At 54.4% G+C, this 16,079-nt stretch carries 11 protein-coding genes; all 11 read right to left on the reverse strand.

From position 1 onward, the window contains the following. Positions 1-20 precede the first annotated feature (20 nt). A complete protein-coding gene (locus tag ACIPZ8_RS16855; protein WP_400725303.1) occupies positions 21-3,800 on the reverse strand; it encodes a glycosyltransferase in 3,780 nt (1,259 codons plus the stop codon). Then, the gene (locus ACIPZ8_RS16860) at positions 3,797-5,581 is read right to left on the reverse strand and encodes an ABC transporter ATP-binding protein (RefSeq protein WP_400725306.1); all 1,785 of its coding nucleotides are present in this window, start codon (positions 5,579-5,581) and stop codon (positions 3,797-3,799) included. The genes ACIPZ8_RS16855 and ACIPZ8_RS16860 overlap by 4 nt, the downstream gene beginning before the upstream one ends. Then, positions 5,574-6,356, reverse strand: a complete 783-nt coding sequence (locus ACIPZ8_RS16865) for an ABC transporter permease (protein WP_400725309.1) — start codon at positions 6,354-6,356, stop codon at positions 5,574-5,576. The genes ACIPZ8_RS16860 and ACIPZ8_RS16865 overlap by 8 nt, the downstream gene beginning before the upstream one ends. Next, entirely contained in the window at positions 6,353-7,438 is a 1,086-nt protein-coding gene (gene wecB, locus ACIPZ8_RS16870; protein ID WP_400725311.1) for a non-hydrolyzing UDP-N-acetylglucosamine 2-epimerase, read from the reverse strand. The genes ACIPZ8_RS16865 and wecB overlap by 4 nt, the downstream gene beginning before the upstream one ends. Beyond that, a complete protein-coding gene (locus ACIPZ8_RS16875) occupies positions 7,435-8,526 on the reverse strand; it encodes a DegT/DnrJ/EryC1/StrS family aminotransferase (RefSeq protein ID WP_400725314.1) in 1,092 nt (363 codons plus the stop codon). Before ACIPZ8_RS16875 ends, wecB begins: the two co-directional genes overlap by 4 nt. Continuing rightward, entirely contained in the window at positions 8,523-9,107 is a 585-nt protein-coding gene (wbpD, locus tag ACIPZ8_RS16880) for a UDP-2-acetamido-3-amino-2,3-dideoxy-D-glucuronate N-acetyltransferase (protein WP_400725317.1), read from the reverse strand. Before wbpD ends, ACIPZ8_RS16875 begins: the two co-directional genes overlap by 4 nt. Before the next feature lie 53 nt (positions 9,108-9,160). Continuing rightward, positions 9,161-10,111 carry a UDP-N-acetyl-2-amino-2-deoxy-D-glucuronate oxidase gene (wbpB, locus tag ACIPZ8_RS16885; RefSeq protein WP_400725319.1) on the reverse strand — a complete coding sequence of 317 codons (951 nt, stop codon included), beginning with the start codon at positions 10,109-10,111 and terminating at the stop codon, positions 9,161-9,163. A gap of 79 nt (positions 10,112-10,190) precedes the next feature. After that, positions 10,191-11,495 carry a UDP-N-acetyl-D-glucosamine 6-dehydrogenase gene (gene wbpA / locus ACIPZ8_RS16890; RefSeq protein WP_400725322.1) on the reverse strand — a complete coding sequence of 435 codons (1,305 nt, stop codon included), beginning with the start codon at positions 11,493-11,495 and terminating at the stop codon, positions 10,191-10,193. 432 nt (positions 11,496-11,927) lie between these two features. Next, on the reverse strand, positions 11,928-12,815 hold the full coding sequence (gene rfbA / locus ACIPZ8_RS16895) for a glucose-1-phosphate thymidylyltransferase RfbA (RefSeq protein WP_400725325.1): 888 nt from the start codon (positions 12,813-12,815) through the stop codon (positions 11,928-11,930). Positions 12,816-12,857: 42 nt separating this feature from the next. Next, positions 12,858-13,928 (reverse strand): dTDP-glucose 4,6-dehydratase, encoded by a 1,071-nt coding sequence (gene rfbB, locus ACIPZ8_RS16900; protein WP_400725328.1) that lies wholly within the window; start codon positions 13,926-13,928, stop codon positions 12,858-12,860. Between the two features lie 114 nt (positions 13,929-14,042). Continuing rightward, complete coding sequence (locus ACIPZ8_RS16905) at positions 14,043-16,034, reverse strand: polysaccharide biosynthesis protein (RefSeq protein ID WP_400725331.1); 1,992 nt, start codon at positions 16,032-16,034, stop codon at positions 14,043-14,045. Positions 16,035-16,079: the final 45 nt, after the last annotated feature.

Below are 16,079 nucleotides of genomic sequence, written 5' to 3' on the forward strand. Positions count from 1 at the left end.
GATATCCAAATACTACGAATTTATTTATCACTCAGCGCTTGCATATAAACAGTAGCCAGATTTTTTGCCACACTGCTAGCAGAGAAGCGCATCTCTGAATACTTTCTAATTACCTGAGCATCAAAGCCGCCTAACGAAGCCGCCATATGCAGCATACCATCAGCCATATCCTCTACCGTCAAGCCGACCACCCTACCAAGGTTGGAGTGGGTGATGACATCAACAGGCCCGCCACAGTCACTGCTCAATACCGGACGCCCACAACTCATAGCCTCAATCGCTACCACGCCAAAAGTTTCGGTCTCACTTGAAATCACCAGGAAGTGGCAGTTTTGATAATGAGTCTGTAACTCTTCCCGCGTAGCCCTGCCCAAGAATGTTACAAGGTCTTCTATACCTAACTGAGCCGCAAGCTGACGTGCCTGATTCTCCCCTTCGCCGTCCCCTGCTAAACTCAATCTTAAGCGTGGCTCCGATTTCAATGCGACTGCGAAGGCTTCAAGCAAGAGCGGTATACGCTTAACCGGAACAAAGTGACCAACCCATAACATGTGAATTTGACCATCACTGGGCAATGGTTTGACTCTAAAGAACTCCGTGTCTACCAGATTCGGAATCACCTGTGTCTTGAGCTTAGGGCTCAAGTGGACGTTTTTTCTTATATCCCCCAGCAGAGCATTACTGACCGAAATTACTTTATCCGCCGCATTTAGACTTTTTTGCGTCGTACGTCGCAGATACGCAGTGCGCGTCAATGTAGTGAAGGGTCCGGTATGCTCTGTAATGACGAGCGGCATCTTGTATTTGCCTGCCAGTTTCCTCGCCGCCGTACCATCGGTATAGGCAGTGTGCGCGTGAATCAATTGGAAATCGAATTTCTCACGCAGCCTTGCCGCATGTCGCATTAAGCCGTGACTGTAAGTGAATGCATGGGTCTGGAAAGGCAAGAGAGCACTCACAATGTAGGGGAAACGGATGACTGGAACGCCCTCGTTTTCCTCCCACTCAGGTAGCGCCTGTTTCCTGTAGATATCTAGTGCGCGCTTAATGATTCGAGGGCTGTAGGTGTTGATCCAGAAAGGCTCGCCGCTGACCACTCTCGCGTCAACCCCCAAAGCACGCAATGCCTTGACCTGCTCATGAACGAAGATGCCGCCAACCTTGTTATATTCTCGAGGATACATGTGGGATACCACGAGAACTGCCTTTGGAACGGCACCGCTGTAATGTTCGACAGGGAAAGTCTGCATTGCCAGCGCCTTAGCCAGAACTTGATACTCTGTTTTTTCTTTCGACAGCGCGTCTATCATGCTACCGAAGCTCTGAACTTTATCTTCTAGCATTTGACGCTGCAACTCCAATCGCGAGGTCAGATCACCGAGCTGCTCTGTCAGTTTATTTTTTTCGATTATCTCATTAGCGCGAACTTTAATATCCACTTGCAGGCTTTCAACTTCCAGAGACAGAGCTGACTTATCTAACTCTAGTGAGTCGATGCGCGCTAGCAGTGCTTGCTGGTCCAGCAACCGAGCCGAGGACTCATCAAGCCGCGATGCAAGTGCATTTGCCGCTGCCATGATTTCAGCCTGACTTTTTTCCATCGCACTCAAGTGACTGTCCTTGACACCCAATGCAAGCTCCAACTCCGCGCGCTGCGCTTCAAGCTGATTCGAGAGATTATTCAAACTTTCCATATATTGCAGTTGCTCTGCCAACTCAACACTGCTGCGCCGGCACTTCTCTTCCAATTCGCATCGCTTGTATTCCAGCAAATTGGTTGAATTCAGCAGCTCAGTATGACCACACTCCAATACAGCCAAGCGCGCATCGCGATCGAACAACTCTCTTTCCAACCTTTCTCGCTGAAGCTCGAGGCTATTGGCAAGCTCATTAGTGCTCGCGAGGCTATTGAGCAACTCAGTTAACTGCTCATGGTTACGCTCACATTGGCTTTCCAGCTCAACACGCTGCCCCTCCAACTCATCAGCTGTAGTTAGCAGCTCCATATACCGAGCTTCAAGGACGGCCAATTGATCATCTTTAGATGCTAGTTCGCGCTCCAGATCGGATCGCTGTAACTCCAGATCATTTGCCAAGCCATTGACTTCATTCAGGCGCTGAGTAAACTCAGTTATCTGTTCATAATCTCGGCAGCATTGCTGCTCCAACTCATTACGCTTGCTCTCGAGCGTGTTTGCAAGCGTCGAGAACTGTTCGAGCTTCTCCTGAAGGCACTGGAGCTGCTCGTTTTTTTCTGCATGATCGAGTTGCAGATGCTCCAGGTCATATCTCAACGCCGTGCAATTTTCCTCAAGCAGTTGATTACTCTCTGTCAGCTGATCAACTTTCAAGTTGCTAGCATTGTGTGCTCGCTCCTGCTCTGCCGCTTTGCTACTGAGTAACGTATAGCTACTTTCAATTTCCGCACGGGTTTTTTCCAACCCATTCGCCAATGCATTTAAATCTTCGATTGTCCGCTGATGATTATTGATCTCAAGCTCTTTAGCCTGCAGCTTCAACTCAAGTCCTGAGCGGGTGGCCTCCAGCCGCTCGCTCAACTCTTGAGCATCGATCAATTGATCACGCACCTGCTGCAGGCTGGGATCATCGCCCATGCAATTGTCGGCTATTTTAACAAAGTCGGCAGGCTCAAAATCAGCAAGCAGATCAAGGTCCTGACTGGGATTAGCGATTCTGATTATGCAGCCATGTGGCCCATATGGCACTGAAGCGATCAGTAATCGCCCATTTTGTTGATCGGCTTGCCTGCAGGCGACGTAGTGCCCGCGTACATGGTCGTATACTTCAAAAGACTCAGCCGCCCCTTGAACTACCTCTAGCGTTTTCGGCCGACGCGGCATCACCACAACACCGAAGCCCGCCGTATCATGGATACGATAAACGCTTCGTGGGTAGTTCACTGGATTATCACGTACCACCAGTGCGGCAAAGTTGATATGTGACTCTTCGTACATTCCCACATGCTGTGGCAAAAGCCACTCGGTGGCTTGAGCAGCATCCCTCTCGAACAGCACCAGAATTTCACTGCTCGGAGGCACTTCGCGTAAGCCTTCGGCTACTTGCATGGCCTGCAACGACTCGAATCGCCTCTTGATCCTCTTCGCATTTTCAGCCTGCGGGACATGCCCTCTCCGAGTAGAGCAATCAGGACATACGCCATCCTCGAAGGGATAATCTAGCCCCGATGTATTGCGAGCCGCCTCGACGAGTTTGGAATCCTCAAAAGTCCACTTCTCGCCAGAAAAGCTAACCGCTACAGGCGTGAATTCCTCGCCAAACAAACCGATAGCATCTTCAAGCTCATAGGAGCGTTGATGTAAATGAGCATGATAATTCGTGCCGCATTTCGGGCAGTGCACCTCCGCGGCCTCAAGCGTTTCGCGGTACGGAACGGCAATGAGGATGTACTTGGCTGATACCCGGGCGATTTCGGAAAGAGCCTTGGCATAGATCTCATCAGGTAGATGCTCAATGACATCACTGGACAGCACCATGTCAAAATGACGATCCATGAAAGGGATACATGACAAGTCCGCCACCAACGCTGGCGCTTGAACATGCCTGACAGCAGACTCGCTTAAGTCACAGCCAACGACGCTCCAATCCTTGGCCAGCTTGTTGGTAACCGTGCCATTACCGCAACCCGCGTCAAGAATGGATACGACATCCTCGGGAATGAGCTCGATCAGATCCTCGGCAACCGCGAGCTGCTCGGAAACGGCGTCACGGTCCCACAAGTTATTTTGTGAAAAATAGGCAAATTCGGCACGTTTATTCATTCAAAAGCTCCCATGGCAGCCCAGGCTACCGGGTGCACTACCTGCCCACGCTCCATACGAACGTCACCAGGGGAACACACGCGAATTCGATACTGCCGATCATGAACGTCCAGCGGATACTCACCAGATGCTTGCTCTTCAGTCATTCCGTCGAAGATACCCACTGAGATGACATAGTCACCGACACCTACCATCAATGGGTCGAAATTGGCTTTGATTGTGCCTACGCGACAATCACGTGTGGCCGAGACGAAGGGGGAAACTACCTGCGAAACGCAACGTCCATCCATACCGTAGATGCACACGATGAAGGCCATGTTCGGGATATCAACTTTAGCGCCCCACTTGATCTTTACTACCAAAGGTTCACCGAAGGAAAACACTCTTCTGGATTCAAGGTTTCCATCGAGGAAGTCGACATCATCGATCCATGCGCTACCCTCGCCATACTCAAAATCCGAGCGCTCGTTAGATACTGGAGTGCTGGCAATCGCATTAACGATGCCGGCATTACCCAGTGAAAACGCCTGGGAAAGTATTTGCCCATCAGCTGTGGAGTGGCCCAGTTCACCAAGGGTGACATACTCAATGCCATCAAAGATCTGGAACAGCACGCGCTCATCCTGCGCTGAACCTGCATGGCGGACGACGATCGAAAAGGTATCCAGTTCGCCCAGCCCCAATGGAATTTTCACGCTAACAGGCGCATGTCTGTACTCGCCAGCACAATCCTTGAATTCTCGAAAGGTAACGCCTTGCGCATCACTGCCAGGTTCACCCCAGTTCATGTGATCCCTGCTCGTCAGCAAGTGCAACCTCTGATTGCGATCATCGTCAAGCGCCTCACCGACCAACACATTGTCGATTCGATTTCCGCCCTGCAGAAGTTCCAACTCGTGAATGGCCACCGGTTGTTTCGGGGCAGCGTCCTCTGCCGTGATGAAGCGGAGGATATTGACCCGTTCGGTTTCGGTGTCTGTCAACAGTTCACTAACATCACCGCGACTGAGTTTCAGGTTGATAGCCCGCAACCGCAACTCTTCCTGCTTACGAATAGAAGCGGCATATGATCGGCCCACTTCGATAGGATCACCGTCCGCAACGATTCGCCCGCGCTCGATCCATACGGCTCGATCACAGATCATCTGAACAGCTGACATATCATGGGAAACGAACAGGACTGTCGAGCCCTCGGCGGTCAGAGTGCGCATTCTTTTAGCAGACTTACCAGCGAAGTAAGAGTCACCGGCCCCCAGAATCTCGTCGATGATGAGAATTTCCGGACGAACCGCAGTCGCCGCCGCAAATGCCAGGCGAGAATACATGCCAGAGGAGTATGTCTTGACCGGCTTATCGATGAAATCATCCAGCTCGGCAAACTCCAGCACATCTTCAAGTAGCTTGCGAGCACGCGCCCCTGTGATGCCTTGATAGGCAAACGAGGACAGGACGTTGGCACGTCCAGTGAATTCTGGATGGAACCCTGTACCCAGCTCCATGAGTGCCTGCACTTTGCCCTGAACGCGTACGGTACCTGCCGATGGTTGGATCAGACCGGCAATCAACTTGAGCAAAGTGCTCTTGCCAGCGCCATTACGCCCAACCAGCCCCACTCGTTCTCCAGGCTTGATGGAAAGGGACATATTACGGATCGCCCAATACTCATCATAACTGGACTTGGAAACCGGTAAACCTAGTGCTTCAAGCATTCGGTGACGCGGAGATCGGAATGTACGGTACATTTTGGCGATGGACGCCAGCTCGATGATCGACTCAGACATAATCTGCAAACAAAGGCTTCAAACGTGAAAAGATCAATCCACCCATGAAAAAAGTAGACAGTGAAATAACTGTGAAAATCGAGAACAACTCAAGATTGAATTCACCGATAAACGCGGCATCCCGATACAACATGATCAGGTAATACAACGGATTCGGGTACATGAACGGGACAAGTTCCTTTGGTATCATTTCGTGCGTATAGGCAATCGGCGACACCAGCATAAGAAACAAGATCAAGACCGATACCATCTGGCTCAAGTCTGGAATGAAAACGTTGATTGCCGATAATATCCAGATCAAGCCCACAGTAAAGACAATTTGCAAGACGAATATCAAGGGAATGGCCAATTGGGACGTATGGACGATTCCACGGCTCCATAAAACCCCAAGCAGCATGACCAGCCCAACCAACATTGTCACGCTGCTCGCCAGAACGGTCTTGACGGGAATCAGGTCGATAGGAAACAGCGTGTTCTTTACCAACGCTTTATTACCCAAGACACAACCTACGCCACTGCCCAAGGACTCGGCGAACCCCAGGAACGGCACCAGGCCGCAGAAGATCAGCAGCACGTAGTCAAAGGTACCAAATTCTGCCACCCGGATTCGGTAAATCATCGTATATACGACGGCATACAAACCGAGGAACAGGATGGGGTAAAGAAATAGCCATGCGCCGCCAAACACCGTACCGACAAAGCGAGTGCGTATATCAGTTAGCGTCGTAGCCCATAAAACATGACTATGACGCCAGATGATGGAGACCGGATTCATTGCCTCTCACCCTTCAGAATATCGACAATCTTACTTGCAGCCTGCCCATTCCCATATACTTCGAAAGCTCCTTCAGGAACTAGCAAATTACCCATGGCCTCTTTGATAGCCTGATGATCTGCACCGACCAACTGGTTGAACTTAAGCTCCACGGTCTCAACCCATTCGGTTTCGTCACGCAAGGTAATGCAGGGAACACGATAGAAGAACGCTTCTTTCTGTACGCCACCTGAATCGGTGAGGATCACTTTCGCAGACTGCTCCAGCGCGACCATATCCAGGAAAGCCAGAGGCTCGACTACCGTGATGTTCTCAAGGTGGCCATCAAGACCATAATCCGACACCAACTTGCGCGTACGCGGGTGCAAAGGAAGTACGACTGGCAAGGAGCCGGCGATTTCCGACAGAGCCGAAAGGATACTGCTCAGACGCTCCTTGGAATCGGTGTTTTCGGCGCGGTGGCAAGTTGTCAGTGCAAACCCCCCCTCCTGCAACCCAAGCGTCTGCAAGATGCGGCTCTCGCTACGCGCGCGATCACGGTAGTACAGTGCAACGTCGTACATCACGTCACCGACATTCTGAACGCCGGCCACGATACCCTCACGCGCCAGGTTCTCAACGGCCACGTCAGTAGGGCAAAGCAGCAGTGTCGAGACACGGTCGGACAGAATTCGGTTGACCTCCTCCGGCATGCGCATGTTGAACGAGCGCAAGCCCGCCTCCACGTGAGCAACCGGGATGTGCAGCTTGGATGCAGCCAACGCACCTGCGAGGGTAGAGTTGGTGTCGCCGTAGATCAGTACCCAGTCCGGCTTCTCTTCGAGCAGGATCTTCTCGATACCTTCAAGCATGCGTCCAGTCATTGCACCATGACCGCCGCCCGATACCTCAAGGTTGTACTTCGGCGCCGGGATTTCCAGCTCATCGAAGAATACCTGAGACATGTTCGGGTCGTAGTGCTGGCCGGTGTGGACCATGACCTCCTCGATCTCACCGGGATGCTTCAGAATCTCCCGCGATACCGCCGCAGCCTTGATGAATTGCGGGCGTGCGCCGACGATAGTGACGATTTTGCGGGTCATGCGCTGAGGCTCTCTTTCAAGGCGGTGATGATGTGACGCTGGGAGGCGACATCGAGATACGGGTGCATCGGCAGACTCATGACACGCGCGGCAATCGCGTCGCCAATCGGTAACTGGGCCTGGTCATCACGCACTGCCGGCTGGCGGTTGAGTGGTATCGGATAATGAACCGCAGTGGGAACGCCTACGGCCTTCAGGCGCTCCTGAACCGAATCGCGCTCGGCAACCTGAACGGTGTACTGGGCCCAGGCGCTCTGATTGTGCGCTGCAACAAAAGGCGCAGCGACGCCCGCTTCCTCAAGCAAGTGGCCATACTGAGCGGCAACCTGTTCACGCTGGGCGAGTTCCTGCTCGAAGATTTCCAGCTTTGGCAACAGAATCGCAGCTTGCAGCGTATCCAGTCGGCTGTTCACGCCTACACGGATATGGTGATAGCGACGGTCCTGGCCATGACGGGCAATCTGCCGCAAAACCTTGGCCAGCTCGGCGTCGTTGGTGAAGATCGCACCGCCATCGCCATAGCAACCCAGCGGCTTGCTTGGGAAAAAGCTGGTGCAGGCGATGGTGGTGAGGTTGCAGGAACGCTTGCCTTTGTATTGCCCACCAAAACTTTGCGCAGCATCCTCGATCACCGGAATACCATACTTGGCGGCAACAGCATTGATCGCGTCAAAGTCGGCACACTGGCCATACAGAGATACGGGAATGATGGCTTTGGTACGTGGTGTGATCGCAGCCTCGAGCTTGGCCGGGTCGAGGTTGTAGGTCTTCGGATCAACGTCCACGTAGACAGGTTTGGCACCGAGCAAGGCAACGGTTTCAGCCGTGGCAATATAGGTGAAGCCCGGTGTAATGACTTCATCACCAGGACCAATCCCAAGTGCCATCTGGGCAATCTGCAGGGCATCGGTACCATTGGCGACCGTGATGCAATGTGCTGCGCCAGTGAAGGCTGCCAGGCGCTCTTCGAGCTCCGCAACTTCAGCACCGAGGATGTAGTTACCATGGGCAAGAACGCGGGCGATGCCGGCATCGATCTTGTCCTTGATCAGATTCTGCTGAGCCTTGAGATCAATGAAATCGATCACTGTCCGTTCTCCTTGCTGACGACATTACCGCGCAATACATAACGAATTCCCGAGTGTGCGCACACTGCGGCAGCTTCGCCTTCGAGGGGCAGCTCAAGCTGTTCTCCGTGCTCGCTCATCCAGCCTATCTGCCGCGCCGGCACACCTACGACCAGGGCATAATCGGGAACGCTCTTGTTGACCACTGCACCCGCCCCGACAAAAGCGAACTGACCAATGGTAACGCCGCACACTATGGTGCAGTTGGCGCCAAGGGTAGCCCCCTTGCCGACCAGCGTGTCGCGGTACTCACTCTTGCGCTCGATCAACGAACGCGGGTTGTAGACGTTGGTGAACACCATGCTCGGGCCACAGAAAACGCCCTCTTCCAAGGTCACGTTGTCATAAACCGAGACGTTGTTCTGAATCTTGCAGTGGTCACCAATGACCACTTTGTTACCCACAAAGACGTTCTGCCCCAGGGACACGCCCTTACCGATACGTGCACCGCCACAGACATGAACAAAGTGCCAGACCCGCGAGTCTGCACCGATTTGCGCACCATCATCGACGATGGCACTTGGGTGCTGGAAGAAACTCATGACTTACCTCAACCTGCAGTCGCCGGCCAGGGCCGGCGATGCTGCAATGTATATCAACCCAGCAGGTGAGCCAGGAACGGATGGCCTTCGTTGTCCGTCGGGCGGCTCAATGCCAAGGTACGGATGGTCTCGACTGTCTCGACGCAGTGCCGCGCGTCTTCGATGCCATAGCCCTTGCCATCGAGGATGGATTGATAGCTCACGGTGTGCAGGTCGGTGAAACCTTCGGAGAACTCGATCTCCGCACCATCACAGGTGATCGAGCGATAGGTCGGCTTCTTGCCCTTGACGCTGTCCGGCAGGTCGTTGGCATCGATGGACAGGAACCAGCGCACGCGCGCGTTTTCGTATTCCAGGTAACCAGCCGCCTTGTGCTCATTGGCAAAGTGCACGACATTGCGCTGCAACTTGCCGAAGATGAAGTGCAGCATGTCGTAGAAGTGCACACCGATGTTGGTGGCAACGCCAAACGACTTGCGCGGATCACCTTTCCAGCTTTCCATGTACCACTTGCCGCGGGAAGTGATGTAAGTCAGCTCGACATCGTGCTTGTGGTCTTGCTTTCCGTTCTGCACGCGATCTTTCAGCGCGATGATTGCCTGATGGTGGCGCAGTTGCAGGATGTTCCACAGGCGGCTGCCAGTTTCCTTCTCGACCAGCGCAAGGTCATCCAGCATGGCTGCGGTAGGAACCAGAGGTTTCTCGCAGATCACGTCACAGCCCAGACGCAGGCCGGCAGTGATGTGCGGGTGGTGAAGGTAATTTGGCGAGCAGACGGAGACATAATCCAGCGCGGTGGCCGGGTCACGCTTGAGACGCCAGGCATGATCGTAGAAGCGCTCGAACTCGGTGAAGAACTCACTGGCCGGCGAAATACTGTCGATGATGCCGACAGAATCGTTGATATCGTAAGCACAGGCCAACTCATTACCTGTGTCCTTGATGGCACGCATGTGACGTGGAGCAATGTAGCCGGCGGCACCAATGAGGGCGAAACGCTTCATCCTAACCTCTCGCATAAATTCGGTAAGCAACAAGCCGGCAACGACGTCGTCGATGCCGGCTGGGCAGAGCGGGGCGCAATCAGGCCTTGATTACGTTTTCAGCAGGTGCACGGTATTTGCCGCGGCTGTCGATGACCAGTCGAGCACTGCGCTGAATCAGCTCGTAGTCGAACTTGTCATGGTCAGTTGCCAGCACCACGGCATCGAAGGATGCCAGGTTATCCGCGGTCAGCGCTTCGCTGCTGAGCGTGAAGTGATGCTCGCGCATTTGCGGGAAGACAGGTACGTGCGGGTCGCTGTAAGCGACCACGCCGCCCTTGGCCTCGATCAATTCCATGATCTCCACGGATGGCGACTCGCGCATGTCGTCGACGTTCTTCTTGTAGGCAATGCCGAGCACCAGCACACGACTGCCCTTGACGGCCTTCCCCTGATCGTTGAGGCCATCCATCAGCTTGCCGACTACATACTCCGGCATGGCCTGGTTGACTTCACCGGACAACTCGATGAAACGAGTGTGCAGGCCATATTCGCGCGCTTTCCAGGTCAGATAGAACGGATCGATCGGAATGCAGTGGCCGCCGAGGCCTGGGCCCGGATAGTACGGAGTGAAACCGAAAGGCTTGGTGGCTGCCGCGTCGACGACTTCGAAAATGTCGATGCCCATGCGATCGGCAACCACTTTCATTTCGTTGACCAGGCCGATGTTCACCGCACGGTGGATGTTCTCCAGCAGCTTGGTCATTTCTGCGGCCTTGGTCGAACTCACAGGCACGACCTGATCGATCGCCTGCTCATACAGGGCGATACCCACTTCCAGACACTGAGGCGTATGGCCACCGATGACCTTTGGAATGGTGCGGGTTTCGAAGTTCGGGTTACCCGGATCTTCGCGCTCAGGCGAGTAGACCAGGAAGATGTCCTCGCCCACCTTAAGACCATTCTCCTGAACGCGAGGTAGCAGTTCTTCCTCAGTAGTACCTGGGTAGGTGGTACTTTCCAGGGAAACGACCTGACCTGCACGCAGATATGGCTTGAGCGCATCGGTAGTGTTGATCACGAAGCTCATATCAGGCTCGCGATACTTGTTGAGTGGCGTAGGCACACACAGAATCAGTGCATCGCACTCGGCAACCCGGCTGAAATCGGTGGTAGCCGAAAAGCCGCTGGCACGCGCCTGGGCGACCGACTCGCATGGAATATGCTCGATGTAGCTTTTCCCCTGATTGAGCTTTTCCACTTTTACGGGATCAATATCGATACCCAAAACACAATAACCGATAGCGTTATAGCGAAGCATCAGAGGCAGACCAACATACCCCAGACCAACGATACCGATAATTGCTTCCTTGCTCTTGAATTTATTTACTGCCGCCGATGACATTGTGGAGTTCCGCTTCCAAGGTGTTAAGAAATCTATTTCAAAAATGGCGGAGATATTACACTTTGGATCCAGAGATGGCAACGCGACACCTGCGATGCAACCCCCACAATCTCGATTAAAAAAGAACAACCTTAAATCGAGAAAAATAGGCAATTTAGCGAAATTTCCAGGCTATCTTCGACGAAAACCACCTTTTATCCAGATTCTTCCCGACCTCTCAAATGAGGGGTCGAAAGCAAAAACACGCAATAACCACATTCAATCAGCCACGTCAATACGCCATTCGTCGGGCCGCGCGCGGTACGCGATGAGGCAATGAACCACAGCGACAAGGGGGAGGTTTGAGTATCAATAGTTAAGATTGCGAAAACCTGTACTCAGTTTCAAAACTTGCCACACCCCTTGAGCGGGCATGGCAAGTTTACATCGGCATTAATGATAGATCTTGCTGTCCAGCAATCTCAGCAGATATTGACCATAACCATTCTTGGCCAACGGCGCGGCCAGCTTTTCCAACTGCTCGGCAGTTATCCACTTCATGTGATACGCCACTTCTTCAGGGCAAGCAATCTTCAATCCTTGCCGTCGCTCGATAGTCGCAATGTACTGACTCGCTTCCAGCAATGAATCATGCGTACCTGTGTCAAGCCATGCGTAACCCCGCCCCATGATCTCGACCGACAACGCATTTCGCTCCAGATAGACGCTGTTGACGTCGGTAATCTCAAGCTCGCCACGCGCCGAAGGCTTGAGCTGCTTGGCAATGTCGACCACTTCCTTGTCGTAGAAGTACAAGCCGGTCACGGCATAGTTGGACTGCGGCCGTTTCGGCTTTTCCTCGAGACTGATCGCCTTGCCTTGCTGGTCAAAGGACACCACGCCATAACGCTCAGGGTCGGTAACGTGATAGGCGAATACGCTGGCACCCTCTTCTCTCGCCATGGCACTGGCCAGAAGGTCGTAGAAGTCGTGGCCATAGAAGATATTGTCACCAAGCACCAAGGCCGAAGGGTCACCCGCGATAAAGTCTTCACCGATCACAAAGGCCTGCGCCAGTCCGTCTGGCGACGGTTGCACGGCGTACTGGATATTCAACCCCCACTGCTGGCCGTCGCCGAGCAGCTGCTCGAAACGTGGCGTATCCTGAGGTGTGGAAATCACCAGGATGTCACGGATGCCGGCCAACATCAGCGTAGTCAACGGGTAGTAGATCATCGGCTTGTCATAGACCGGCAGCAACTGCTTGGACACTGCCAGCGTGGCCGGATGCAAACGCGTACCCGAGCCTCCGGCAAGAATGATGCCTTTACGCTTGGTCATGGTGCTCCCCCGTCGTGATTGTGATGGCCCACTTGGGCATTGTCATTCGCCTTGGCCGCCATACTGCTTTGCAACCCAGTCCCGATAGCTACCGGACTGCACGCCCTCTACCCACGACTGGTTGGCCAGATACCACTGGACCGTCTTGCGGATACCGGTCTCGAAGGTTTCGGCAGGTTTCCAGCCGAGCTCGCGCTCAAGCTTGCGGGCGTCGATGGCGTAACGCCGATCATGGCCCGGGCGGTCAGTGACGAAGCTGATCTGATTACGGTATGGATTACCGTCGGCGCGGGGCTGAAGCTCATCAAGCAGGCTGCAGATGCGCTCGACGATTTCAAGATTGGGCTTTTCGTTCCAACCGCCCACGTTGTAAACCTCGCCCACCTGCCCTGCTTCCAGCACGCGACGGATAGCGCTGCAGTGATCCTTCACATACAGCCAGTCACGAATCTGCTGACCATCGCCATACACCGGAAGCGCCTTGCCAGCCAGGGCATTGACGATTACCAGCGGGATCAGCTTCTCAGGAAAGTGGAATGGTCCGTAGTTGTTCGAGCAATTGGTGGTGAGCACCGGCAGGCCGTAAGTGTGGTGATACGAACGGACCAGGTGATCACTTGCCGCCTTGCTGGCGGAGTACGGGCTGTTCGGCGCGTAAGCGTGCTGCTCGGAAAATGCCGGAGCATCCGCCTCGAGCGAACCATAGACCTCATCGGTCGACACATGCAGCAGGCGGAACTGCTCGCGCGGCGCCTCAGGCAAGCCCTTCCAGTATGCGCGCACAGCTTCCAGCAGGCGGAATGTGCCGACGATATTGGTCTGTATGAAGTCTTCTGGCCCATGGATGGAGCGGTCCACATGGGACTCTGCAGCGAAGTTGATCACTGCGCGTGGTTGATGCTCAGCCAGCAATTGTTCGAGCAACGCGCCATCATTGATATCGCCCTGCACGAACAGATGCTGCGGATTGCCTTCCAGGCTGGCCAGCGTCTGCAGGTTGCCCGCATAGGTCAGCTTGTCCAGGTTGATAACTTTTTCATCGCTCTGGGCGACCCAGTCGAGCACGAAGTTTGCACCGATAAAACCAGCACCGCCGGTTACCAGAATAGCCATAGGGTTCACTTTTTCGGATTCAGGGCAAGGCCACGCCGGCCAGAGCCGACGCTGCCTGCGGGTTCATATTGTTGACCGAGCTGGCGATGCCGCTCGGCGCGACAGATGCCGCGCTCATGGTTCGAGTCGGCGCTGCTGGTAGATCCAGTCGACAATTTCGCCGTCAGGCGCATAACCGATCACGGTTTCACGCAACAGCTGGCGAACACGCACGTAATCGTCTTCGGATACGGCGCTCAGCAACTGGCCCAGTGCCTCCTTGAGCGTCTCCCAAGGCAGGAAGTCCTCGTTGGCACTCATGATCATGGGATGCGGGGTAGCAACGACATTGTCACCAATCAGCAATTCCTCATAAAGCTTTTCACCTGGGCGCAGCCCGGTGAACTCGATCGCGATGTCACCACTGGGATTGCGCTCGTTGCGCACACTGAGGCCGGACAGGTGAATCATCTTTTCTGCCAACTCGACGATCTTCACCGGCTTGCCCATGTCCAGCACGAACACATCACCGCCCAGCCCCATGGAGCCGGCCTGAATAACCAACTGCGCAGCCTCGGGAATGGTCATGAAGTAACGAGTGATCTTCGGATGGGTCACGGTCAACGGCCCGCCCAACTTGATCTGCTTGTGAAACAGTGGAATCACAGAGCCTGACGAGCCCAGCACGTTGCCGAATCGCACCATGGTGAAGCGGGTCTTGTTAACCTGGGAAAGGTTACTGGTATTACCATAGAGCACTGGCGCAGCCTCGCGACTCAGCGCTTGCAGTGTCATTTCGGCCAGGCGCTTGGTACTGCCCATCACATTGGTAGGGCGCACGGCCTTGTCAGTGGAAATCAGCACGAAATTGGCAACCCCGCACTGCAGCGCTGCCTGAGCGGTATTCAGGGTGCCCATGACATTGTTCAGCACACCTTCGGCAATGTTGTGCTCCACCATAGGCACATGCTTGTAGGCGGCGGCATGGTAGACCGTGTCGACCTTCCAGCTGCGCATCACATCGACCAGCTGATGCTGGTTGCGGATCGAGCCCAGGATTGGCAGTACACGCACCGACAGCGACTCACGCTTCACGCGCTGCTCCAGCTCCCCAAGGATGGCGTAAAGATTGAACTCACTGTGCTCGAACAACAGCAAGGTCTTGGGTTTGAGCATAAGAATCTGCCGACAGAGTTCAGAGCCGATCGAGCCCCCCGCCCCTGTGACCAGCACCGATTGCCCAGTGACACAACGCTCCAGCAAGTCGCCTTGGGCCGGCACCGAATCACGTCCAAGCAGGTCAGCGATGTCCACTTCCTGGATATCGTCTACCTTGACCCGACCACTCGCCAGATCCATGAACCCAGGCACACTGCGCACATGCAAGGCATAGCCTTCGAGGTTACCGAGGATCTCCCGGCGTCGGCCACGCGTGGCCGACGGAATGGCCAGGAGCACTTCTTCGGCCCCTGTCAGGTCGATCATGTGCTGGATCTTTTCCGGCTTGAACACTTGCAATCCGGAGATGATCCGGTCAGCGATGCTCGGGTCATCGTCGATGAAAGCCACGGGGCGCATTACACGCCCCATGCGCAACGCAGCCACCAACTGATTACCTGCGGCGCCCGCACCATAGATGGCAACCTTGGGCAGCCCGTCGTCACGGCTAGTGAAAGGCACATGCTGGGCAGCGGCAAACCAGTCACCGAGGAAGTACTGGCGCATGGTCAGCCGCAAGCCACCGATCAGGATCAGGTTGAGCCACCAGTAGTTGAAGATGACCGAGCGCGGCACCACCGGCGTACTGCCATACCAATACACCACAAGCGCCAGAATCAGTGAGGACAGACTTACGGCCTTGATGATCGCGATCAGCGCGTCATTGCCGAAGTAGCGCATCACCGCCCGATACAGGCCTATGCGTATGAAAAGCGGGATGGCAATGAGCGGCGCAGCGACAAAAAGCCACGGGTAGCGCTCGACCGGGTTGGCCAGATCTTCGATCCCCAGACGCACGACAAATGCCAACCAGAGCGAAACCCAGACCAGCAAGACGTCGAACGACACCTGTAGCAAGCGCTTCTGCCGGCGAGACAGCCCAAGCAACGACGCCCTAATCTTATCCATGTTGCGCTCCAAACCACTGTTCTTTTGCAATAAACCACACGACTG

Source organism: Pseudomonas sp. NPDC089422 (assembly GCF_044749405.1).
GTDB lineage: Bacteria > Pseudomonadota > Gammaproteobacteria > Pseudomonadales > Pseudomonadaceae > Aquipseudomonas.

What these genes read in the sequence shown, in the direction of transcription:
- wbpD (WP_400725317.1), bottom strand. Translation starts at nt 9,107, where the DNA reads ATGAGTTTCTTCCAGCACCCAAGTGCCATCGTCGATGATGGTGCGCAA.
- wbpA (WP_400725322.1), bottom strand. Translation starts at nt 11,495, where the DNA reads ATGTCATCGGCGGCAGTAAATAAATTCAAGAGCAAGGAAGCAATTATC.
- wbpB (WP_400725319.1), bottom strand. Translation starts at nt 10,111, where the DNA reads ATGAAGCGTTTCGCCCTCATTGGTGCCGCCGGCTACATTGCTCCACGT.
- ACIPZ8_RS16865 (WP_400725309.1), bottom strand. Translation starts at nt 6,356, where the DNA reads ATGAATCCGGTCTCCATCATCTGGCGTCATAGTCATGTTTTATGGGCT.
- ACIPZ8_RS16860 (WP_400725306.1), bottom strand. Translation starts at nt 5,581, where the DNA reads ATGTCTGAGTCGATCATCGAGCTGGCGTCCATCGCCAAAATGTACCGT.
- ACIPZ8_RS16855 (WP_400725303.1), bottom strand. Translation starts at nt 3,800, where the DNA reads ATGAATAAACGTGCCGAATTTGCCTATTTTTCACAAAATAACTTGTGG.
- rfbA (WP_400725325.1), bottom strand. Translation starts at nt 12,815, where the DNA reads ATGACCAAGCGTAAAGGCATCATTCTTGCCGGAGGCTCGGGTACGCGT.
- rfbB (WP_400725328.1), bottom strand. Translation starts at nt 13,928, where the DNA reads ATGGCTATTCTGGTAACCGGCGGTGCTGGTTTTATCGGTGCAAACTTC.
- ACIPZ8_RS16905 (WP_400725331.1), bottom strand. Translation starts at nt 16,034, where the DNA reads ATGGATAAGATTAGGGCGTCGTTGCTTGGGCTGTCTCGCCGGCAGAAG.
- wecB (WP_400725311.1), bottom strand. Translation starts at nt 7,438, where the DNA reads ATGACCCGCAAAATCGTCACTATCGTCGGCGCACGCCCGCAATTCATC.